This is a genomic window from Micromonospora sp. CNZ297, assembly GCF_007827625.1.
In genome coordinates this window covers 92,350-114,847 of record NZ_VISU01000008.1, presented here as the reverse complement: position 1 = coordinate 114,847, position 22,498 = coordinate 92,350, and the positions used below count along the sequence as shown (strand labels likewise).

General features: G+C 73.2%; 17 protein-coding genes. 13 read left to right on the top strand and 4 right to left on the bottom strand.

Annotation, left to right across the window (positions count from 1 at the left end):
• Position 1: 1 nt before the first annotated feature.
• Positions 2-1,057, bottom strand: a complete 1,056-nt coding sequence (locus FB454_RS16675; RefSeq protein ID WP_013287615.1) for an AAA family ATPase — start codon at positions 1,055-1,057, stop codon at positions 2-4.
• A 397-nt stretch (positions 1,058-1,454) separates the two neighbouring features.
• On the opposite strand from FB454_RS16675, the gene leuS reads away from it, so the two are divergent.
• Positions 1,455-4,295: a leucine--tRNA ligase gene (gene leuS, locus FB454_RS16670; protein WP_145823162.1), complete on the top strand. Its 2,841-nt coding sequence runs from the start codon at positions 1,455-1,457 to the stop codon at positions 4,293-4,295.
• Between the two features lie 46 nt (positions 4,296-4,341).
• Here the strand turns inward: leuS and FB454_RS16665 are convergent, their stop codons facing one another.
• From FB454_RS16665 to FB454_RS16655, 3 genes are read right to left on the bottom strand one after another with little or no spacing between them, the layout of a single operon-like run.
• Positions 4,342-5,052, bottom strand: coding sequence for a TVP38/TMEM64 family protein (locus FB454_RS16665; RefSeq protein WP_030271906.1), 711 nt, complete (start codon positions 5,050-5,052; stop codon positions 4,342-4,344).
• Positions 5,049-5,771 carry a type 1 glutamine amidotransferase gene (locus tag FB454_RS16660; protein WP_013287612.1) on the bottom strand — a complete coding sequence of 241 codons (723 nt, stop codon included), beginning with the start codon at positions 5,769-5,771 and terminating at the stop codon, positions 5,049-5,051. Before FB454_RS16660 ends, FB454_RS16665 begins: the two co-directional genes overlap by 4 nt.
• The gene (locus tag FB454_RS16655; RefSeq protein WP_145823183.1) at positions 5,761-7,008 is read right to left on the bottom strand and encodes a MurT ligase domain-containing protein; all 1,248 of its coding nucleotides are present in this window, start codon (positions 7,006-7,008) and stop codon (positions 5,761-5,763) included. The genes FB454_RS16660 and FB454_RS16655 overlap by 11 nt, the downstream gene beginning before the upstream one ends.
• A gap of 355 nt (positions 7,009-7,363) precedes the next feature.
• On the opposite strand from FB454_RS16655, the gene mraZ reads away from it, so the two are divergent.
• The 12 genes from mraZ to ftsZ all read left to right on the top strand — a co-directional run bounded on the left by mraZ (position 7,364) and on the right by ftsZ (position 22,497).
• Positions 7,364-7,795 carry a division/cell wall cluster transcriptional repressor MraZ gene (mraZ, locus tag FB454_RS16650; protein ID WP_013287610.1) on the top strand — a complete coding sequence of 144 codons (432 nt, stop codon included), beginning with the start codon at positions 7,364-7,366 and terminating at the stop codon, positions 7,793-7,795.
• 204 nt (positions 7,796-7,999) lie between these two features.
• On the top strand, positions 8,000-9,109 hold the full coding sequence (rsmH, locus tag FB454_RS16645; protein WP_030271908.1) for a 16S rRNA (cytosine(1402)-N(4))-methyltransferase RsmH: 1,110 nt from the start codon (positions 8,000-8,002) through the stop codon (positions 9,107-9,109).
• Positions 9,106-9,687 carry a cell division protein FtsL gene (ftsL, locus tag FB454_RS16640; RefSeq protein WP_013287608.1) on the top strand — a complete coding sequence of 194 codons (582 nt, stop codon included), beginning with the start codon at positions 9,106-9,108 and terminating at the stop codon, positions 9,685-9,687. Before rsmH ends, ftsL begins: the two co-directional genes overlap by 4 nt.
• 3 nt (positions 9,688-9,690) lie before the next feature.
• A complete protein-coding gene (locus tag FB454_RS16635; RefSeq protein WP_145823161.1) occupies positions 9,691-11,901 on the top strand; it encodes a peptidoglycan D,D-transpeptidase FtsI family protein in 2,211 nt (736 codons plus the stop codon).
• A 52-nt stretch (positions 11,902-11,953) separates the two neighbouring features.
• The gene (locus tag FB454_RS16630; RefSeq protein WP_186461608.1) at positions 11,954-13,516 is read left to right on the top strand and encodes a UDP-N-acetylmuramoyl-L-alanyl-D-glutamate--2,6-diaminopimelate ligase; all 1,563 of its coding nucleotides are present in this window, start codon (positions 11,954-11,956) and stop codon (positions 13,514-13,516) included.
• On the top strand, positions 13,513-14,922 hold the full coding sequence (locus FB454_RS16625; protein WP_145823159.1) for a UDP-N-acetylmuramoyl-tripeptide--D-alanyl-D-alanine ligase: 1,410 nt from the start codon (positions 13,513-13,515) through the stop codon (positions 14,920-14,922). The genes FB454_RS16630 and FB454_RS16625 overlap by 4 nt, the downstream gene beginning before the upstream one ends.
• Positions 14,919-16,046, top strand: coding sequence for a phospho-N-acetylmuramoyl-pentapeptide-transferase (gene mraY / locus FB454_RS16620; RefSeq protein ID WP_013287604.1), 1,128 nt, complete (start codon positions 14,919-14,921; stop codon positions 16,044-16,046). Before FB454_RS16625 ends, mraY begins: the two co-directional genes overlap by 4 nt.
• A 152-nt stretch (positions 16,047-16,198) precedes the next feature.
• Complete coding sequence (locus FB454_RS16615; protein WP_013475786.1) at positions 16,199-17,701, top strand: FtsW/RodA/SpoVE family cell cycle protein; 1,503 nt, start codon at positions 16,199-16,201, stop codon at positions 17,699-17,701.
• Positions 17,701-18,807, top strand: coding sequence for an undecaprenyldiphospho-muramoylpentapeptide beta-N-acetylglucosaminyltransferase (murG, locus tag FB454_RS16610; RefSeq protein WP_013475787.1), 1,107 nt, complete (start codon positions 17,701-17,703; stop codon positions 18,805-18,807). Before FB454_RS16615 ends, murG begins: the two co-directional genes overlap by 1 nt.
• 31 nt (positions 18,808-18,838) lie before the next feature.
• Complete coding sequence (gene murC, locus FB454_RS16605; protein ID WP_145751820.1) at positions 18,839-20,320, top strand: UDP-N-acetylmuramate--L-alanine ligase; 1,482 nt, start codon at positions 18,839-18,841, stop codon at positions 20,318-20,320.
• Positions 20,317-21,135 (top strand): cell division protein FtsQ/DivIB, encoded by an 819-nt coding sequence (locus FB454_RS16600; RefSeq protein ID WP_013287600.1) that lies wholly within the window; start codon positions 20,317-20,319, stop codon positions 21,133-21,135. Before murC ends, FB454_RS16600 begins: the two co-directional genes overlap by 4 nt.
• A 246-nt stretch (positions 21,136-21,381) precedes the next feature.
• Positions 21,382-22,497, top strand: coding sequence for a cell division protein FtsZ (gene ftsZ, locus FB454_RS16595; RefSeq protein ID WP_013287599.1), 1,116 nt, complete (start codon positions 21,382-21,384; stop codon positions 22,495-22,497).
• Position 22,498: the final 1 nt, after the last annotated feature.

Here is a 22,498-nt window from a genome sequence, read left to right as displayed (position 1 = left end):
GTCACGGCCTCCGCGGCTCGTACGGCCCGCGGCCGTTGTTGCCGCCGCCGGGGCGGGTGTCGTACGGCGACCGCTGCCGGTCGTGCGGCAGCGGCAGGCGGTGCACCAGCTCGGAGACGATCGCGTCGGTGGTGCGCCGGGCCAGCTGCGCGTCGGCGGTCGGGATGATCCGGTGCGCCAGCACCGGCACCGCGAGGACCTGGAGGTCGTCCGGCAGGACGTAGTCGCGGCCCTCCAGGGCGGCCACCGCGCGGGCGGTGCGCAGCAACTGGAGCGTGGCCCGGGGGGACGCGCCGAGGCGCAGGTCGGGCGCCTCCCGGGTGGCGGTGACCAGGTCGATCGCGTACTGCTTGACGGCGTCGGCGACGTGCACCTGCCGGACGTGGCCGATCAGCCGGCGGACGGTGGCCGCGTCGGAGACCGGCCGCAGCCCCGGCAGCGGGTCGGTGGCGCCGTGCCCGTCGAGCATGGCCAGCTCGGCGCGCGGGTCCGGGTAGCCCATGGCGATGCGGGCGGTGAACCGGTCGCGCTGCGCCTCGGGCAGCGGGTAGGTGCCCTCCATCTCGATCGGGTTCTGCGTCGCGATCACCATGAACGGCGTCTGCAACTGGTAGGTGACCCCGTCGACCGTGACCTGCCGCTCCTCCATGCACTCCAGCAGCGCCGACTGGGTCTTCGGCGAGGCCCGGTTGATCTCGTCGCCGACCACCAGGTTGGCGAAGACCGCGCCGGGGCGGAACTCGAAGTCGTGCGTCTCCTGGTTGTAGACGCTGACGCCGGTGACGTCGCTGGGAAGCAGGTCGGGGGTGAACTGGATCCGCCGGACCGAGCAGTCGATGGACCGGGCCATCGCCTTGGCGAGCTTGGTCTTGCCGACGCCGGGCACGTCCTCGATGAGCAGGTGACCCTCGGCCAGCAGCACCGCCAGGGCGAGCCGGACGGTGGCGGTCTTGCCCTCGATGACCTGCTCGATGTTGGCCACGATGGCCTCGCTGGCGGCGCGGAACTCGTCGTGCGGCAGCAGACCGCCCACCTCGTCCCAGGTCTGTTGTGTCACGGGCCTCCTCCTCGTCGCCTGGACGGCAGCTCTTTATAGAGCACCTGGACCCGCCGTTGGGTTCGCGACGCCGAGCCTCGTCTGCCGCAGAAATCTCATTGGTATCTCAGGCTAACCATGTTTGTCGTTACTGCCGACTCCCGCAGGTGGTCGGTCGGTTACGCCCGGAATATTCGCCGGACCGGGGGACCGGCCGCCGCGGGTGGAACGGGCGCGCCGTCGCCGAGGGGTGCGAGGTACACTGCCTGCATGGCCGGGTTCTTCCTGCTTCTTACCGAGCCGTGTTGATGCGCTGAACGCGCGACAGCACGGCCGCCCCTCCTGCGCGAGGGGCTTTTTTGTGCCCGCAGCAGACCGCCCACAATTTTTTCGAATCGATCCGCGCCGAGGAGACGCCATGAGTGAGGCAGCCGCACCGGCGACCGACATCCCCCCGTTCCGGTACACCGCCGCCCTGGCCGACGAGATCGAGCACCGCTGGCAGGACACCTGGGAGCGGGAGGGCACCTTCCATGCGCCGAACCCGGTCGGTCCGCTGGCCGACCCGGGCCACCCGCGGGCGGGCGCCGAGAAGCTGTACGTGCTGGACATGTTCCCGTACCCGTCCGGCGCCGGCCTGCACGTCGGGCACCCGCTGGGCTACATCGGCACCGACTGCTACGCCCGCTACCAGCGGATGGCCGGGCGCAACGTGCTGCACGCGATGGGCTTCGACGCGTTCGGCCTGCCCGCCGAGCAGTACGCGGTGCAGACCGGCACCCACCCCCGGACCACCACCGAGGCCAACATCGAGCGGTACCGGGAGCAGCTGCGCCGGCTGGGGCTGGGCCACGACGAGCGGCGGTCGGTGGCGACCATCGACACCGAGTTCTACCGCTGGACGCAGTGGATCTTCCTGCAGGTCTTCAACTCCTGGTACGACGCGGACGCGTGCAAGGCCCGGCCGATCGCCGAGCTGATCGCCGAGTTCGAGGGCGGCACCCGCGCCACCCCGGACGGGCGTCCGTGGGCCGAGCTGTCAGTGGGGGAGCGGCGGCGCGTCGTCGACGACCACCGCCTGGCGTACGTCTCGGAGGCGCCGGTGAACTGGTGCCCGGGGCTGGGCACCGTGCTGGCGAACGAGGAGGTCACCGCCGACGGCCGTTCCGAGCGCGGCAACTTCCCGGTCTTCAAGCGCAACCTGAAGCAGTGGATGATGCGGATCACCGCGTACGGGGACCGGCTGCTGGAGGACCTGGACACACTGGACTGGCCGGAGCCGATCAAGCTGCAGCAGCGCAACTGGATCGGCCGGTCGACCGGCGTGCACATCGACTTCCCGACCGACGCCGCTCCGGTGCGGGTGTTCACGACCCGGCCGGACACCGTCTTCGGCGCCACCTACATGGTGCTGGCGCCCGAGCACGAGCTGGTCGACGTGCTGACGCCGGCCGCCTGGCCGGAGGGGACGAAGGACGCCTGGACCGGTGGGCACGCCGGCCCGCGTGAGGCCGTCGAGGCGTACCGGAAGGCCGCCGCGGCCAAGACGGACGTGGAGCGGCAGGCGGACAGCAAGGAGAAGACCGGCGTCTTCGTCGGCGCCTACGCCACCAACCCGGTGACCGGCGGGCAGATCCCGATCTTCATCGCCGACTACGTGCTGGCCGGGTACGGCACCGGCGCGATCATGGCGGTGCCCGCCCAGGACGAGCGGGACTGGGACTTCGCCGAGGTCTTCGAGCTGCCGATCGTGCGGACCGTGCAGCCGCCGGAGGGCTTCGACGGCAAGGCGTACACCGGTGACGGCCCGGCGATCAACAGCGCCGCGCCGGAGCGCGGCATCGACCTGGACGGCCTGGGCGTCACCGACGCCAAGGCGCGGATCATCGAGTGGCTGGAGGCCAACGGGCACGGCGCCGGCGCGGTCACCTGGCGGCTGCGCGACTGGCTGTTCTCCCGGCAGCGCTACTGGGGCGAGCCGTTCCCGATCGTGTACGACGAGTCCGGTGCGCCGATCGCGCTGCCCGAGTCGATGCTGCCGGTCGAGCTGCCCGAGGTGGAGGACTTCTCGCCGAAGACGTTCGACGCCGACGACGCCGACAGCAACCCGGAGACCCCGCTGTCGCGGCGGCGCGACTGGGTGGAGGTGGAGCTGGACCTGGGTGACGGGCCCAAGCGCTACACCCGCGAGACCAACGTGATGCCGCAGTGGGCCGGTTCCTGCTGGTACGAGCTGCGCTACCTGGACCCGACCGACTCGCAGCGTTTCGCCGATCCGGAGAACGAGGCGTACTGGATGGGCCCGCGCCGCGACGGTGACTGCGGTGGCACGGACCTGTACGTCGGCGGTGCCGAGCACGCGGTGCTGCACCTGCTGTACGCGCGCTTCTGGCACAAGGTGCTGTACGACCTGGGCCACGTCTCGTCGTTCGAGCCGTTCCGCCGCCTGTTCAACCAGGGCATGATCCAGGCGTACGCGTTCGTCGACCCGCGCGGCGCCTACGTGCCCGCCGAGGAGGTCGTCGAGGTCGACGGCCGCTGGTTCCACGGCGAGACCGAGGTCCGGCGCGAGTACGGCAAGATGGGCAAGTCGCTGAAGAACGTGGTCACCCCGGACGACATGTGCGCGGCGTACGGCGCCGACACGTTCCGGGTGTACGAGATGTCGATGGGCCCGCTGGAGGTGTCCCGCCCGTGGGAGACCCGGGCGGTGGTCGGCTCGTACCGGTTCCTGCAGCGGGTCTGGCGCACCGTCGTCGATGAGCAGACCGGTGAGCTGCGGGTCACCGACGAGCCGGCCGACGAGGCGACCCGGCGGCTGCTGCACAAGGCGATCGACGGGGTCCGCGCCGACATGGACGGGATCCGGTTCAACACCGCCATCGCCAAGCTGATCGAGCTGACCAACGGCCTGACCCGGCTGGCGCGTACGCCGCGCGAGGTGGCCGAGCCGCTGGTGCTGATGGTCGCCCCGTTCGCCCCGCACATGGCCGAGGAGCTGTGGCGCAAGCTGGGCCACGACACGTCGCTGGCGTACGCGGACTTCCCGGTCGCCGACCCGGCCCTGCTGGTGGCCGAGTCGGTCACCTACCCGGTGCAGGTGAACGGCAAGGTCCGGGGCCGGGTCGAGGTGCCCGCCGACGCGTCCGAGGAGACCGTCCGCGCGGCGGCGCTGGAGGCGGTCGCCGGCACGCTGGGCGGCAAGGAGCCGCGCAAGGTGATCGTGGTGAAGGGCCGGATGGTCTCGGTCGTCGCCTGACGCCCGCAGGTGGGCGTGTCCACTTCGGGGACACGCCCACCGACGGTCAGGGCGCGCGACGCCGTCGTTCGGCCCGCCACCAGCGGTGGATGATCAGCACGCTGGCGATCAGGCCGAGGCTCGCAGGCGCGGCCGCGTACCAGTTGATCGAACCGGGTGTGGTCACGGCCGCGCCGATCGCCGCGTAGCCGATGGCGGTGGGCGCGGAGGCGATCACGCTGCCGGCCAGGAACGGCATGACCCGGGCCGCGGTGGTGCCGTAGCCGTAGCTGACCAGCCCGAACCCGGCGATCGGCAGCAGCCGTACGGTGACCACGCCGAAGACGCTCTGCCGGGCGAACCAGCCGTCGAGGCGGGCCAGCCGGCCGCGTACCCGCTCGGCGACGAAGTCGCGGCCGAGCACCCGGCCGACCGTGAAGCCGATGGCCGCAGCGAGCAGCGCCGCACCGAGCGCGTACGCGGCGCCCTGCACCGGCCCGAAGATCGCGCCCGCGGCCAGCGTGACGAACGTGCGGGGCACCAGCGCCACCAGCAGCAGCGCGCCGCCGACCACAGCCGCGGGCGGCCCGTAGCCACCCAGCGAGTCGGCGAGCCGGGGCAGGTCGGCCGGGTCCGGCCGGGGCACCAGCAGCAGCGTCACGCCGAACCCGGCGAGCAGCAGCAGGAGCAGCCCGAACCGGCGCGCCGAGGGCTGCCGCAGCAACCCGGCGAGCCGGCGGGCCACCGGTCGCCGCCCCGGCCGGGCGGCGTCGGTCACGGCCTCGGTGCGGCGGCCACCGCGGTGCGGCGCTCGGAGCGGAGGCGGTCGGCCCAGGTGTCGTCGAGCGGGGGGAGCTGGTGGATGCCGGTCGCCCAGCGCAGCAGCAGGTCGGCCAGGTCGGGGTTGCGCGCCAGCGCCGGGCCGTGCGAGTAGGTGCCGAGCAGCTTGCCCCGCCACGCGCCCTCGGTGGCCCCGTCGTTGCCGACCCCGGTGGTGACCCGGGCCAGCGGGGACACGCCCGGACCGAGGTGGGTGCGACCGCCGTGGTTCTCGAACCCGGACAGGTGCGGGATGCCGAGCCGTGGGTCGACCTCGCCGGCCAGCTCGCCCACCGCCCGGGTGGGTCCGCGGTCGGAGGAGAGGTCGAGCAGCTCCAGGCCGGCGCAGCGGGTGCCCTTGGCGAAGAACGAGGTGCCGAGAAGCTGGTAGCCGGCGCAGACGCCGAACACCACCGAACCCTGGGCCACCGCCCGGTGCAGGCCGCCGTCGGCGATCAGACGCTGGGCGCCGAGCGCCTGCGGGCCGTCCTCGCCGCCGCCGAGCAGGTAGATGTCGGCGGTGGCGGGCAGCCGCTGGTCGGAGCGGACCTCGAGCACCTCGACCGGCATGCCGCGCAGCTGGGCCCGGCGGGCCAGGATCAGCGCGTTGCCCCGGTCGCCGTATGTGGACAGCAGGTCGGGATAGATCCAGACGATGCGCAGGCTCTCAGTTGACACGGTCCAGCTCCGCTCGGATGTCCTGGAAGGCGGTGTAGTTGGCGATGACCTCCAGCCGGCCCGGCGGCACGGCGCGGACGGCCTCGTCGAAGCTGCGGACGTGCTGGAACGGCACGCCGTTGACCTCCAGTCGCACCGCCAGGTCGTACGCCCGGTCGCCGGTGATCAGTACCTGCCGGCCGGTCAGCGGGGAGAAGTCCACGTCGAACAGCCACGAGGTGTCCAGCCCGTCGGGGTCGCGGGCGTTGATGGACAGCAGTGCCGGCGCGACGTCGGCCATGTCGAACGCCTCCAGCCAGCTCGCCGGGTTCTTCGCCAGCAGCAGCCGGATGTTGCGCCCGTCGCGGTCCACCTGGGCGTAGCGGCCGGCCACCGAGGTGACGGTGCCGAGCCGGGACACCGCGTCCACCGGGCGTACGCCGAACTCGGCGGCGACGGCCAGCGCGGTGGCCGCGTTGCCGAGGTTGACCTTGCCGGGGAGCTGGAGCTGGATCTTGTGCCAGGCGCCGGTGGGGTCGAGCACGCCGTCGTCCTCGACCGTCCAGTGCGGCTCGGGGCGACGCAGCGGGCAGCCGGTGCACCACCACTGCTCACCGGAGCGCTGGATGGTGGAGCCGCACTCGGGGCAGACCCAGGAGTCGTCGTGCCAGCGCTGCCCGGCGCTGAACCAGGTGACGTGCGGCGGCACGTGGCCCTGGGCCGGGTCGGCCGGCGGGCAGGCGGCCCACACCACCATCGGGTCGTCGGCGTTGGCGACCACCCGTACCCGCGGGTGCCGGACCAGGGCGGCGCGCCAGAGCTGCGCCATCATGGCGACCTCCTTGGCGCGGTCGAGCTGGTCGCGGGAGAGGTTGAGCAGCGCCACCACGTGCGGCTCGGTCGCCTCCAGCACCTGGGCGAGGTAGTGCTCGTCCACCTCCAGCACCGCGTACGGCGTGCTGCCGGCCTTTGCGAGCGCCGAGGTGTGGCCGGTGGGCATGTTCGCGCCGAAGGAGTTGGTGGCGACCCGGCCCAGCACGCCGACCGCGGCGGTGGTGAGCCGGGTGGTGGTGGTCTTGCCGTTGGTGCCGGACACCAGGGCGATGGCGCGCCCGGCCGAGAGATGGGCGAGCAGGTCCGGGTCGATCTTGAGGCCGATCCAGCCGCCGATCACCGAGCCGTCGCCACGGCCCGCGGCCCGCGACAGCGCCGCGGCGGTGCGCGACACGGAGCTGGCCACCTTTGCCCGCAAGGGCATCTTCGCGTCCGTCACCCGAGCGAGGTTACCGGACCGCCACCTCCACCAGATCGCCGCCGACGGCGAACCGTTCGGCCGGGGACGGCCCGGCGGACGGGCGGAGCGCGCGGGGCCGGACGGCGGCGGTCGATGTCGGGTAGCGGACGGTGTGGGGCGCGCCCCACCCCCTCCACTCCGCCCCACCCGCGTTGACGTGCGGTTTTGCGCGCGGAAACGCCACGCCGCGCGGGCGATTCTGGTTGCAGGTGGAGGGAAGTGGAGTAGAGTGGGGCGCGATGGTGAGGCCGGGAGGGCCACACCGGCCCGGGGGGTCAGCGGCGCCGCGAACGCCGCTCAGGGCGAGGGGGTTGGGCCGATGTTCCTCGGCACCCACACTCCGCGCCTGGACGACAAAGGCCGGTTGATCCTGCCGGCGAAGTTCCGGGACGAACTGGCGGGGGGTGTCGTGATCACCAAAGGGCAGGAGCGCTGCCTCTACGTCTTCCCGATGCCCGAGTTCCAGCGGATCGCCGACCAGTTGCGCGCGCAGCCGATGACGAGCAAGGCGGCCCGGGCCTACAGCCGGGTCTTCTTCGCCAGCGCGCACGACGAGGTGCCGGACAAGCAGGGGCGGGTCACCATACCCGGCCACCTGCGGTCGTACGCGGCACTGGACCGGGATCTGGTCGTGATTGGAGCGAGCACCCGGGTGGAGATCTGGGACAAGGCGGCCTGGGAGGCCTACCTCGCGGAGAGCGAAGACGACTTCGCCGACATCGAGGAGGGGGTGCTGCCCGGCGGTCTGTAGGGCGTGACGGCGCCCGACGTACTGCGAGATCTCCAGCCGCTTTCGAGTTCCTGGCACCCCTTCCCCGGTGCCAGGCGCACGATCCGACACGGAGGGCCGCGGCCTCCGGCGGGCGGGAGCGGATGGGGATCTGGCGGTATGGCGAGGCGTCGTGGCGACGACGGACACGTGACGGAACGGTTGGCGAACGGGGTGGGGGTCGAGATGGGGGAGCTACGCGGCACGCACGTGCCGGTGCTGCTCGAGCGGTGTCTCGAGCTGCTGGCCCCCGCACTGGGCCGGCCCGGTCGCACCGTCCACGTCGACGCCACGCTCGGCCTGGCCGGGCACGCCGAGGCAGTGCTCTCGGCGCATCCGGACACGGTGCTGATCGGCCTGGACCGGGACACCGAGGCGCTCGCCCACGCGCGGGTCCGCCTGGCCCGGTTCGCCGACCGGATCCACCTGGAGCACGCCGTCTACGACGAGCTGCCCGAGGTGCTCGACCGGCTCGGTTACCCGGCGATCGACGGGGTGCTGTTCGACCTCGGCGTCTCGTCCCTGCAACTCGACGCGCCCGACCGCGGGTTCGCGTACGCGCAGGACGCGCCGCTGGACATGCGGATGGACCAGACCCGGGGGGTGACCGCCGAAGAGGTGGTCAACACGTACTCCCACCCGGACCTGGCCCGCCTGCTGCGGGTGTACGGCGAGGAGAAGTTCGCCGGGAAGATCGCCTCGGCGATCATCCGGGAACGGGAGCGCAACCGGATCACGTCCTCGGCCCGGCTGGCCGAGCTGGTCCGGGACGCCATTCCGGCACCGGCCCGACGAACCGGTGGACACCCGGCAAAGAGAACGTTTCAGGCTTTGCGGATCGAGGTAAACAGAGAACTGGCAGCGCTGGAGACGGCGCTGCCGGCTGCTCTGGACAAGCTCACAGTGGGCGGCCGCATGGTGGTCCTGTCCTACCACTCGCTGGAGGACCGGCTCACCAAGCAGGCGCTCGCCGACCGGGTCCGAAGTAAGGGCCCGGTCGACCTCCCGGTCGAACTGCCCGGGTCGGGCCCGACGTTCCGGCTGTTGAGCCGGGGCGCCGAGCTGCCCGGGGAGGCGGAGGTGGCCGCGAACCCGCGTGCCGCCTCGGTGCGGCTGCGGGCCGCGGAACGGCTCGACCCGGAGGCGGCCCGGCAGGGGCGTACCGACCGCGAACGGTACCGCCGCCGGGTGAAGGCGATGCACCAACCGGGGACGGGGTCACCGGGGTCCGGCAAGGACCCGCGGTCGGCCCCGGGGGACGCGAACGGGACGGACGAGGAGGGGGAGGGGACATGAACGTCGAGAAGCGCGACGGCCGGGGAGCCGTCGGGCAGCGCGCACCGCGGTCGGGGGGCCGGACCGCGGCGCAGCGCACCACGCGGGACACGACGGCGACCGACCGCCGGGAGGCAACTCGCGCCCGGGGGGCGCGCGAGTTCCCGACGCAGGGCAGTGCCGCCCTGCGGCCGGCCGAGCGTACCCGGGTCACCGGTGCGCCCGCGCCGCGCCTGCGGGTCGCCCCGCCGGCGCCGATCCGGGTGCCCCGGGCACCGTTCGTCGCGCTGATCCTGGTGCTGGTGGTCGGCGGGGTGCTGGGCATCCTGGCGGTCAACACCAAGATCAACGAGAACGCGTTCAAGCTGGAGAAGCTCCAGCAGCAGCAGGCCAAGCTGGACGTGGACGAGCAGGAGCTGAAGAAGGAGATCGCCAAGCAGGAGGCGCCCGGCAACCTGACCGCCAACGCCCGGCGGCTCGGCCTCGTCGAGTCCGAGGACCCGGCCTACATCCGGCTGCCGGACGGGCAGACCATCGGGGTGCCGCACCCCGCGCAGGGTGCCCCGTCGGTCACCAGCCAGCAGGGCAACGGAGGCTGAGCGATGCCGCCGAGATCGGATGATCCGCGCCGGGACGCCACGGGCTCCCGGCGCGGATCGTCGCGGGGGTCGGAGCCGCGCGAGCCGGGCCTCGGCGGGATCTCCGACGCCCGCGCGTACACGCCGCGCGGGCGGACCGTGCGCGAGGGCGGCGGCGCGGAGCAACGGCGTACCCCCCGCAGCAACCGGTCCGGCGACCCGTTCCGGCCCGCGTTGCAGGTGCTCGACGGCGGCCGGGCGGGGCGTGCCGGCACGCGCGAGCCCGCGACCGACGGCGCCCGGTCCGGCCGCCGGTCCACCGCCGCGGGCGGCCGGGCCGGCGTGGTGCGGACCGTCTCGTCCCGGCCGGTGCGGGAACCGTTCGACGACGACGAGGACGCGCCGCCGCGCCGCCGGTCCCAGCCGCGCCGCCCGGCCGCGCAGCCCCGCCGGCCGGTACGCAAGCCGCGCCGGCCGCCGCGACTCGGCGACCCGCGCCGGCGGCTGCGGCTCGGCACGGTGCTGGCGCTGGCGTTGTTCGCCAGCATCGGCGTGCGGCTGGTCTACCTCCAGACCGTGGACACCCCGGCGTACGCCGACGGCGGCCTGCCCAACCGGCTCGCCGTGGTCGAGCTGCCGGCCCCGCGCGGGGCGATCCTCGACCGCGGCGGCGAGCCGCTGGCGCACAGCGTCGAGGCCCGGTACGTGTTCGCCGACCCCACCCGGGTCAAGGACCGGTTCGCCACCGCGCGCCTGCTCTCCCCGCTGCTCGGCGTGCCCGTGTCCGACCTGGCCGAGAAGATGCGCAAGCGCACCCTGCCCGGCACCGACACCCCGTTGCAGTTCGTCTATTTGGCCCGCGGTGTGGAGATCGGCACCGCCAAGCGGATCATGGAACTCGACCTGGCCGGCATCAACGTGCACCGCGACGAGCGGCGCGAGGTGCCCGGCGGCGACCTGGCGGCGAACCTGATCGGCTTCGTCAGCCAGGACATGAACGGCCTGGAGGGGCTGGAGGCCAAGTACGACGACGTGCTGCGCGGACAGGCCGGCAAGCGGACCTACGAGGTGGGCCTCGGAGACCTGGCCGCGCCCATCCCCGGCGGCTACAGCCGCACCACCCAGCCGCAGCCGGGCAGCTCGCTGAAGCTCACCGTCGACCGGGACCTCCAGTTCATGACGCAGCGGATCCTGGCGAAGCAGACGGCCAAGGTGAAGGGCAGCGTCGGCGCCGCGGTGATCATCGAGGTGCCGAGCGGTGAGGTGCTGGCGCAGGCCAGCCAGCCGACGTACGACGCGGCCAACCCCACCAAGGTCGGTTCCCCGGCCGACCGGGACGACGCGGCCACCACGTTCGTGGTCGACCCCGGCTCGATCCACAAGGCGATCACGTACGGCGCGGCTCTCCAGGAGGGCGTGATCACGCCGGACACCGCGTTCCCGGTCGCCGACACGATCGTCCGGGGCGGCGTCACCTTCCGCGACACCCACCCGGTCGGCGGTCGCACCATGAGCATCCCCGGCATGCTCGCCTTCTCGTCGAACGTCGGCACCATCGAGATCGCCGAGAAGCTGGGCAAGGACCGGCTGTTCGACTACCAGAAGCGGTTCGGGCTGGGCCAGGCCACCGGTGAGGGCATGCCCGGCGAGGCGGCCGGCCGGCTGCTGCCGCCGGACCAGTGGAGCGGCTCGGCGTACGGGTCGGTGCCGATCGGGCACAGCGTGGACGCCACGCCGCTGCAGATGGCCGCCGCGTACGCCACCATCGCCAACAACGGTACGTACGTGCAGCCGCACCTGGTCAAGGAGACCATCGGCGTGGACGGCGAGCGCAGCCCCGCCGCGGCGCCCACCACCCGCTCGGTGCTCAGCCCGGCCAACGCGGCGGCGCTGCGCCAGATGATGGAGGCGGTCACCACGGTCGACGGCCCGGACGGCCGGGCGACCGGTCTGGCCGCCGCCGTACCCGGATACCGGGTGGCCGGCAAGACCGGCACCGGTCTGCGCTACGACGGCGGCAAGCAGCAGCCCGGCGAGGTCGGCTCGTTCATCGGCATGGCCCCGGCGGAGAACCCCCGGTACGTGGTCGCGGTGTTCGTGTGGAGCCCCGGCGGCGGGGGCGGCGCGGTCGCCGCGCCGGCTTTCCGGGAGATGATGGGCTTCACTCTCCGCCACTACCGGGTGCCGCCGTCGCTCACCAACAAGTCCCCGAAGTTCGAGGTCTTTCCGCGCTGAGCGGGGACGGCGGGACATCATCGGTGAGTGGCGACGAACCACCGGGGCGGCTGTGCGGTCGGAACCGGACGACCGGGTAGGGTCTGACGCCGTGCCCGGCAATCCACGTCCCACAACCGTGCGTCCCGTACGGCTCGGCGACCTCGCCGACCGCGTGGCGGCGACCCCGCCGGAGGAGGCCGCCGACCTGGCCGTCACCGGCGTGACCCACGCCAGCCAGGAGGTACGCCCCGGCGACCTGTACGCCGCCCTGCCCGGTGCCCGGCGCCACGGCGCGGAGTTCGCCGCAGCGGCGGCGGAGGCGGGCGCGGTGGCCCTGCTGACCGACCCGGCCGGTGTGGCGCTGGCCGCCGGGACCGGCCTGCCCGTGCTCGTCGTCGCCGACCCGCGCGACGCGCTCGGCGAGGTGGCCGCGACCGTCTACGGCGACCCGACCGCCGGCCTGACCGTGATCGGGGTGACCGGCACCGCCGGCAAGACCTCCACCAGTTACCTGGTCGAGTCGGGGCTGCGGGCCGCCGGGCACGTCACCGGGCTGATCGGCACCGTGGAGACCCGCCTCGGCGACCTGGTGATCGACAGCGTCCGGACCACCCCGGAGGCCACCGACCTGCACGCCATGCTCGCGGTGGCCCGCGAGCACGGGGTGGACACGGTGGTCATGGAGGTGTCCAGCCACGCCCTCGCCATGGGCCGGGTCGGCGGCGTCCGGTTCGACGTCGGCGGCTACACCAACTTCGGCTCCGACCACCTGGACTTCCACGCCGACGAGGCGGACTACTTCGCGGCCAAGGCCAAGCTGTTCGACGGCCGCTGCCGGGTCGAGGTGCTCAACCACGACGACCCGGCGCTGCGCCCGCTGCACAAGCCGGGCACCGTCACCTACTCGGCGGCCGGCGACGCGGACGCGACCTGGTGGGCCGACGGCGTCGACGGTGAGGGCTACGCGCAGCGCTTCACGCTGCACGGCCCGGACGGGCTGACGCTGCCCACCGGCGTTGCGCTGCCCGGCCGGCACAACGTGGCGAACGCGCTGCTGGCGGTCGCCCTGCTGGTCGCCGCCGGAGTGGACGCGGAGACCGCGGCGCGCGGCGTGGCCGCCTGCGGTGGCGTGCCCGGCCGGCTGGAACTGGTCAGCGGCGACGCCCCGGTGCGCGGCGTGGTCGACTACGCGCACAAGGCCAACGCGATCGAGGCGGTGCTCACCGCGCTGCGCGGCCTGACCGAAGGCCGGCTGATCTGTGTGCTCGGCGCCGGCGGCGACCGGGACCGGGGCAAGCGGCCGGTGATGGGCGGCGTGGCCGCGCGCGGCGCCGACGTGGTGCTCGTGACCGACGACAACCCGCGGACGGAGGACCCGGCCGCGATCCGGGCCGAGGTGCTCGCCGGCGCGTACGCCGCCGCGACCCCGGCCCGCGTCATCGAGGTGCCCGGGCGGCGGGCGGCGATCGAGGAGGCGGTCCGGGTGGCCGAACCGGGTGACGTGGTGGCGGTGCTGGGCAAGGGCCAGGAACGCGGCCAGGAGATCGGCGGCGAGGTGCTGCCGTTCGACGACCGGGTGGAGCTGGCGGCGGCGCTGCGCGCCCGCTTCGGTGACCTGGTGGGTCAGCGGTGATCCCGCTGACGCTGGCCGAGGTGGCCGCCGCTGTCGACGGCCGGCTCGTCGGCGCCGACCCGGACGCCCGGGTCACCGGCACCGTGGAGTTCGACTCCCGCAAGGTCAACCGGGGCGGGCTGTTCGTCGCCTTCCCCGGCGAACGGGTGGACGGCCACGACTACGCGGCCGGCGCGATCTCGTCCGGCGCTGTCGCGGTGCTCGGCACCCGGGAGGTGCCGGGCGTGCCGATGGTGCTCGTCGGCGACGCGCTCGACGCGATGGGCCGGCTGGCCCGCGCGGTGGTGGACCGGCTGCCCGGGCTGACGGTGATCGGGCTGACCGGCTCGTCCGGCAAGACCACCACCAAGGACCTGATCGCCCAGCTCGCTGTCCGGCTCGGCCCGACGGTGGCACCGCCCGGCTCGTTCAACAACGAGCTGGGGCACCCGTACACGGCGTTGCAGGCCACGCCGGAGACCCGCTACCTGGTGATGGAGAAGGGCGCCCGCGGGGTCGGGCACGTCCGCTACCTGTGCGACGTGGTGCCGCCGCGGATCTCTGTGGTGCTGAACGTGGGCGTGGCGCACCTGGGCGAGTTCGGCTCGGTGGAGACCATCGCGCTGGCCAAGGGCGAACTGGTCGAGGCGCTGCCCGACGATGGGCTGGCGGTGCTCAACGCCGACGACCCGCGGGTCGACGCGATGGCGTCGCGTACCCGGGCCCGGGTGGTCCGCTACGGCGAGTCGGAGCGCGCCGACGTACGCGCCGTGGACGTGACGCTCGACGGCCGGGGACGGCCCTCGTACACCCTCGTCACCCCGGAGGGCAGCGCGCCCGTGCGGCTCGGGCTGACCGGCCGGCACCAGGTCTCCAACTCGCTCGCCGCCGCGGCGGTCGGCCGGGAGCTGGGCCTGCCGCTGCCGGACCTGGCGGCGGCGCTGAACGAGCTGGGCCTGGTCTCGACCCGGCGGATGGACGTCTTCGAGCGTCCCGACGGGGTGACCGTGATCGACGACTCGTACAACGCCAACCCCGCCTCCACCGGCGTGGCGCTGCGGGCGTTGGCCAGCATGCGTGGCGAGGGGCGTACCGTCGCGGTGCTCGGCTACATGGCCGAGCTGGGTGACTTCGAACTTCAGGGGCATCAGCAGGTCGGCCGGCTCGCGGCCGAACTGGGAGTGGACCGGCTGCTCGTGGTGGGCGAGCCGGCGGCGCCGATCCACGAGGGCGCGACAGCGGTAGGTAATTGGGGAGGAGAGTCGGTGCTGCTCACCGATCAGGCGGCGGCCGTCGAGGTGCTGCGGAGCGAGCTGCGTCCGGGAGACGTGGTGCTGGTGAAGGGCTCCCGGTACCGGACCTGGGAGGTGGCCGACGCGCTGCGCGCGGACGCCCGGGAGGGTGCGACGGAGGGCGGCGCCGCATGAGGGCGGTCATCGTCGCCATCGGGGTCGCGTTCCTGATCTCGCTGTTCGGCACCCCGATCGCGATCAAGGTGTTCGCCCGGCTCAAGGCCGGCCAGCCGATCCGATCGAACCTCGGGCTCGCCAGCAACGAGGGCAAGAAGGGCACGCCGACCATGGGCGGCGTGGTCTTCATCCTGGCCACAGTCATCGCGTACGTGGCCGGGCACCTGGCTCTGACCACGCTGCCGGACGCGCAGATCGCCCAGGTCGAGCCGACCATCACGGCGCTGGTGCTGCTGGGGCTGATGGTGTTCTCCGGCGCGGTCGGCTTCATCGACGACTTCCTGAAGGTGCGCAAGCGGCACAGCGGCGGTCTCAACAAGCGGGGCAAGCTGGCCGGGCAGATCCTGGTCGGTGCGGTCTTCGGCGCGGTGGCGGTCTACTTCCCGTCCAGCATGACCGACGCCGGCGGCAACGCGACGAACACCGAGACCGTGGGCAGCACCACGCTGAGCTTCATCCGGGACATCCCGGCGCTGGAGATCGGCAAGATCGGCGCGGTGATCGTCATCATCATGGTGGTCATGGCGGCCACCAACGGCGTCAACCTCACCGACGGCCTGGACGGCCTGGCCACCGGCGCCTCGGTGATGGTGCTGGCGGCGTACGCGCTGATCGCGTTCTGGCAGTACCGGCACTGGTGCGCCGACCCGAACTACACCGAGTCGTACTGCTACACCGTGCGCGACCCGCTGGAGATCGCGTTGATCGCCGGCGCGGCGGCCGGCGCCTGCGTGGGCTTCCTGTGGTGGAACACGTCACCGGCGCGGATCTTCATGGGCGACACCGGCGCGCTCGGGCTGGGCGGCCTGATCGCCGGCATGGCGATGTCCACCCGCACCATCCTGCTGCTGCCGATCCTGGGCGGCCTCTTCGTGATCATCACGATGTCCGTGGTCATCCAGATCATCTCCTTCCGTACCACCGGCAAGCGCGTGTTCCGGATGTCGCCGTTGCAGCACCACTTCGAGCTGGCGGGCTGGAGCGAGGTCAACATCGTGGTCCGGTTCTGGATCATCGCCGGTATCGGCGTGGCCATCGCGCTGGGCCTGTTCTACAGCGAGTTCCTCGCCGCGGTCAGCTGACGCCTCGGGTGTAAGGAAGGGCCCCTTATTAACAGACGTCTGTTAATAAGGGGCCCTTCCTTCAGATCCGACACGCCGACCGGGCGGTTGCGCCACGGGCGGGCGGGTCGAGCGGCCATGATGGGCCTGTGGGGGAGGGACGAGACATCCAGGTGACCAGCGACCCGCCGGCCCGCCGTGCCCCGGCGGCGACGCCACCGGCCGACCCGCCCGCGGCGCGCTGGGATCCGGCCGGTGGCCTGGCCGCGCTGCGCGGCCTGCTGGCCCGGCCGCTGGCCTCGTACTACCTGCTGCTGTCCAGCGCCGGCCTGCTGCTGCTGATCGGCCTCACCATGGTCTTCTCCGCCACGAGCGTGAAGGACTTCGCCGAGGGCGGTGACGCGTCCGCGTCGCTGACCAAGCAGGCCGTGTTCGCGGTGATCGGCATCGGCGCGTTCTGGGCCTGCCAGCGGCTGCCCGCGCGCACGTTCCGGGCGGTGAGCCGCCCGGCGCTCGGCGTGGCGGTGGCGCTGCTGCTCACGCTCAACCTGTTCGTCGCGCTGAACTCGCTGTTCGGGGTGACGTCGATCGGGCCGCTGCGGGCCGAACTCCTCTCGCTCTCCCTGGGCCCGATCTCGCTGCAACCGGTCGAGGTGGCGAAGTTCGCGCTGGTGCTGTGGGCGGCGCACGTACTGGCCCGCAAGGGCGCCGCGCTGGGCTGGTGGAAGGAACTGGCGACACCGCTGTTCCCGGTGGTGGGCCTGCTGTTCGTGCTGGTCGGCTTCAACGACCTGGGCAGCATGCTCTGCCTGCTGGCGCTCGTGGTCGGGCTGCTCTGGGCGGCCGGCGTGCGGGGCCGGGTCTTCGCCGCGCTCTCCGCGATCGGCCTGGCCGGCATCGGCCTGCTGGTGGCCGCCGCCTCGCTCGGCGCCGGCTCCGGCTCCCGGGACGCGGACAACTACCGGCTCGGCCGTCTCACCATGTGGCTCGACCCGCCGGATCCGAAGACCTGCTTCGAGCAGAAGCTGGACTACTGCTACCAGCTCGTGCAGGCCCGCTACGCGATCGGCAACGGCGGCTGGTTCGGCGTCGGCCTGGGCCAGAGCTCGCTGAAGTGGAACTACCTGCCCGAGGCGCACAACGACTTCATCTTCGCCATCGTCGCCGAGGAACTGGGCGTGGTCGGCTGCACAGTGGTCCTGACGCTGTTCGCCGTGCTCGCGTACACCGGGATGCGGATCGCCCGCCGGGTCGAGGACCCGTTCCGCCGGCTCGCCGCCGCCGGCGTGACCGCCTGGCTGGTCGGCCAGGCCGTCATCAACATCGGTGGCGTCACCGGGCTGCTGCCGCTGACCGGCGTACCGCTGCCGTTCATCTCCGACGGCGGCAGCGCCCTGGTGGTGACGCTCGCCGCGATCGGCATGCTCGCCTCGTTCGCCCGCGCCGAGCCGGACGCGGCGCGAGCGCTGCATGCCCGTCCGCCCGCCCGATGGGTCCGACTAGTGTGGGCCCCGTTGCCGCCGCTTCCCGGCCGGCGCCGCAGACCGGCGCCGCCCCCGGCCGACCGAGGGTCCGTGCCCCGGTCCCGGCAGCGGCGGCAGGACGATCAGGCCGCGCCCCGCGGCGCCCGGTCCGACCGGGCGCGCACCGGCGCGGCGAGCGAGAGGAGACGCTGATGGGTCCGCTGCGTTCGGTGGTGCTCTGCGGAGGGGGTACGGGCGGGCACATCTACCCGCTGCTCGCCTTCGCCGACTGCCTGCGCCGACACGACCCGAGCGTCCGGATCACCTGTCTGGGCACACCCAAGGGGCTGGAGAACGAGCTGATCCCGCCGGCCGGCTACGACCTGCGGCAGATCCCGGCCTACCAGCTTCCCCGGTCGGTCAACATGAGCCTGGTGCGTACCCCGGACCGGATGTGGAAGGCGGCGCGCGCCGCGGGCAAGGTGATCGACGAGGTCCAGGCCGACGCCGTGGTCGGCTTCGGCGGGTACGTCTCGGTGCCCGGTTACCTGGCCGCGTGGCGGCGGGAGCTGCCGATCGTCATCCACGAGGTGAACGTGCCGCCAGGCGTGGCGAACCGGCTCGGGATGAAGTTCACCAAGAACGTCGCGGTGGGCTTCCCGCACCAGCCGGCCCAGGCCGAGGCGCTGCGCGACGCCCGCGTGGTCGGCGTGCCGCTGCGCCGGGGCATCGCCGGGCTGGACCGGGCCGCGCTGCGCGACGCCGCCCGCGCCCACTTCGGACTCCGTCCCGACCTGCCGGTGCTGTTCGTCGCCGGCGGCTCGCAGGGCGCCCGCTCGATCAACCTGGCCGTCTCCGGCGCGGCGAAGGAGCTGGCCCGCAACGGTGTGCAGGTGCTGCACGTCATCGGCGCCCGCAACGAGCCGGTCTCCGTGCCCACCGACCTGCCGGTGCCGTACGTCACGCTGCCGTACCTGTCCGAGATGGAGCTGGGTTACGCCGCCGCCGATCTGATGCTGGCCCGGGGCGGCGCGATGACCTGCGCCGAGGTGGCCGCGATCGGCCTGCCCACCATCTACGTGCCCTACCCGCACAGCAACCAGGAGCAGAAGCGCAACGCGCTGCCGGTGGTGGAGGCGGGCGGCGGTCTGCTGGTCGACGACGCCGAGATGACCCCGGCGTGGCTGGAGCGGACGGTGATCCCGCTGATCCGCGACCCGCAGCGTCTGTACGCGATGGGCGCCGCCGCAGCCGGGTACGGCCGCCGCGACGGCGACGTGGCGTTGCTGAACTTCGTCTACGAGGCGGTGGCCCGCTGATGTGCGGAACCGCGACGGGAAGGTACGTCTGATGAACACCGCGCAGTTCACGCCCGCCGGCACCATGACGGCGGAGGACCTGGGCCGGATCCACCTGATCGGGGTGGGCGGGGTCGGGATGGCCGGGCTGGCCCGGCTCTTCCTCACCCGGGGTCTGCCGGTCTCCGGCAGCGAGCTGCGGGAGTGGCCGTCGCTGGCCGGCCTGCGGGCGCTCGGCGGCACCATTCACTCCAGCCACGAGGCGTCGAACCTCGACGGGGTGGACACGGTGGTCTACTCCTCCGCCATCCCGCAGGACCACCTGGAGATGGTCGAGGCGCGTCGCCGGGGCCTGCGGGTGCTGCACCGCTCCGAGGCGCTCGCCGCCGCGATGACCGGGCGCCGCACGGTGGCGGTGGCCGGCACCCACGGCAAGACGTCCACCACGTCGATGGTCACCATGGTGCTCCAGCAGGCCGGCACCGACCCGTCGTTCGTGATCGGCGGCGAGATCTCCGAGGTGGGCTCGGGCGCGCACCACGGCACCGGCGAGCACTTCGTGGTCGAGGCGGACGAGAGCGACCGCTCCTTCCTCATCTACCGCCCGTTCGTGTCGATCATCACGAACATCGAGGCGGACCACCTCAACACCTACGGCGACCTGGCCACGCTGGAGGCGGCGTTCGCCGAGTTCGCCCGGCTCACCGACCCGGCCGGCTTCGTGATCATCTGCGCCGACGACGCGGGCGGGCGCCGGCTGGCCGAGACGCTGCGCGCTGAGGGCCGCCGGGTCTGGACGTACGGCGAGTCCGCCGACGCGGACCTGCGGATGAGCGAGGTCGTCTCGTCCGCGCACGGGGTGCGCTACCAGGCCGAGGTCGAGGGCCGGCCGCTGGGTGAGATCCGGCTGCCCGTACCGGGCCGACACATGGCGCTCAACAGCGCCGCCGCGGTGCTCGCCGCGTACCTGCTGGACCTGCCGGTGGCCGCGGCGGAGGCCGCGCTCGGCGCGTTCCCCGGCGTGCGGCGCCGCTTCGAGCGCAAGGGCGCGGCGGACGGTGTGCTGGTCTACGACGAGTACGCCTACCACCCGACCTCGATGACGCTGGCGTTGCAGACGCTGCGCGAGGTGGCCGGCGACGGCCGGCTGATCGTGGTGTTCCAGCCGTACCGGCTCTACCGCACCCGCGACAACCAGGCGGAGATCGCCGCCGCGCTCGGCATCGCCGACGAGGTGGTGCTGCTGGAGGTCTTCGGCCCCGGCGAGACGCGCCGTCCCGGCGAGGGTTCGGCCGCGCTGATCCAGGAGGTGCCGCTGCCGGCCGAGCGCAAGGTGTTCGTCGAGGCGTGGGACGACGTGCCGGGCGAGGTGGCCCGGCGGGCGCGGACCGGCGACGTGGTGGTGACGATGGGCGCGCCGCCGATCTCGCTGATGGGTGACCAGTTGCTCGACGCCCTGCTCGCCCGCTCCGCCGGGGGCACGGGGCTCGGCGCCGGCGTCGACCCGGACGGCGCGGCGACCCCCGCCGGATGAGTCCCGGTCCGGCCCGCGGCCGTACCCCCGGACCGGACGGCGGGGCGGGGCGGCGCAGCCCGGCCCGGCGCTGGCAGCTCGTGCGGGCGAACGCGGACGCCGTGCCGCCGTCGACCCGCCGGTTCATGGCCCGGGCCCGGCAACGGCGGATGCGGGCCGCGCTGCCCTGGGCGGTCGCCGCGGCGGTGCTCGCCGTCGCGGGCCTGGTCGCGTGGACGGTGCTGGGCACCGGCCTGTTCGGCGTCCGCGAGGTGCGGGTGGTCGGCGCGCAACTGGTCACCCCGGTGCAGATCCGCGACGCCGCGGCGGTGCCGGACAACGAGCCGCTGGCCCGGGTGGACCTGGACGCGACCGCGCGCAAGGTCGGCACGCTGCCGCCGGTGGCCCGCGCCACTGTGGAGCGCCAGTGGCCGGACACGCTGGTGATCCGGGTGCAGGAGCGCACCGCGGTGGCGGCTGTGCCGCAGGGCGACGGCTTCGTGGTCGTCGACGGCTCGGGTGTGGTCTTCCAGCGACTGGACCGGGCGCCGGACGGGTTGCCGCAGGTCCGGGTCGCCCGGCCCGGCCCCGACGACCCGGGTACGCGGGCCGGGCTGGCGGTGCTCGCCGCGCTGGGGGAGAAGCTGCGCGCGGAGCTGGTCGCGGTGGACGTGGCCGGCCTGGCCCGGATCACGCTGCTGCTGCGCGGCGAGCGTCAGGTCTTCTGGGGCGACGCCTCCCGCGGCACCGACAAGTCGACAGTGGCCACCTCGTTGCTGAGCCGCAAGGCGGACCGGATCGACGTCAGCGCGCCGGACGTGGTCACGTTCGAGTGACCCGTGGCTCAGCGAGCCCGCGCTGTGTCCCCTGTCGCTCGGTCGGCGACACGCCGGAACAGGTCCTTGGCTCCTGGCGCGGCGGCGCATACGTTGCCCCGAAGAGATCAGTGGTTGACATAACTCTAAGCCTCTAGTAGAGGGTGAGAGTTCAGCCGTCGGAGGCCACGGGGGAGTGCTCGACCGCTGATCCGGCCAAGCCGTGTGGGGTCGGCCCATGCCAATCTCGAAGGGAAAGGACCGGAGATGACACCTCCGCACAACTACCTGGCGGTCATCAAGGTCGTCGGCATCGGGGGCGGCGGCGTCAACGCCGTCAACCGGATGATCGAGGTTGGGCTCAAGGGCGTCGAGTTCATCGCGATCAACACCGACGCGCAGGCGTTGCTGATGAGCGACGCCGACGTCAAGCTCGACGTGGGCCGGGAGCTGACCCGGGGACTGGGCGCGGGCGCCAACCCGGACGTCGGCAAGAACGCCGCCGAGGACCACCGCGACGAGATCGAGGAGGTCCTCAAGGGCGCCGACATGGTGTTCGTGACCTGCGGCGAGGGCGGCGGCACCGGCACCGGCGGCGCGCCGGTCGTGGCGAACATCGCCCGCAAGCTCGGTGCGCTCACCATCGGTGTGGTCACCCGGCCGTTCTCGTTCGAGGGCAAGCGCCGGCAGGTCCAGGCCGAGGCGGGCATCGAGGAACTGCGCAACCAGTGCGACACGCTCATCGTGATCCCGAACGACCGGCTGCTCGCGCTCGGCGACCGCAACATCTCCATGATGGACGCGTTCCGCACCGCCGACCAGGTGCTCCTCTCCGGTGTCCAGGGCATCACCGACCTGATCACGACGCCGGGTCTGATCAACCTGGACTTCGCCGACGTGAAGAGCGTGATGAGCGGCGCCGGAAGCGCGCTCATGGGCATCGGCAGCGCGCGGGGCGAGAACCGCGCCGTCGAGGCGGCCGAGGCGGCGATCTCCAGCCCGCTGCTCGAGCAGAGCATGGACGGCGCGCGCGGCGTGCTGCTCTCCATCGCCGGCGGATCGGACCTCGGCCTGTTCGAGATCAACGATGCGGCGCAGCTGGTCACCGACGCGGCCCACCCGGACGCGAACATCATCTTCGGTGCGGTCATCGACGACGCGCTCGGCGACGAGGTGCGGGTCACCGTGATCGCGGCGGGCTTCGACGGGGGCACGCCGGCGTACAAGGCGGTGGAAGCGCCGCGCAAGAGCAACCAGAACCCGCCGGCCCAGCCGAACGCGCCGGTGAGCCCGCCGGCCACCATGCCGGCGCCGCAGCAGCCGTCGCGCCGGGTGCTCTTCGACGACGTCGACGTGCCCGACTTCCTGAAGAACGGATCCTGAG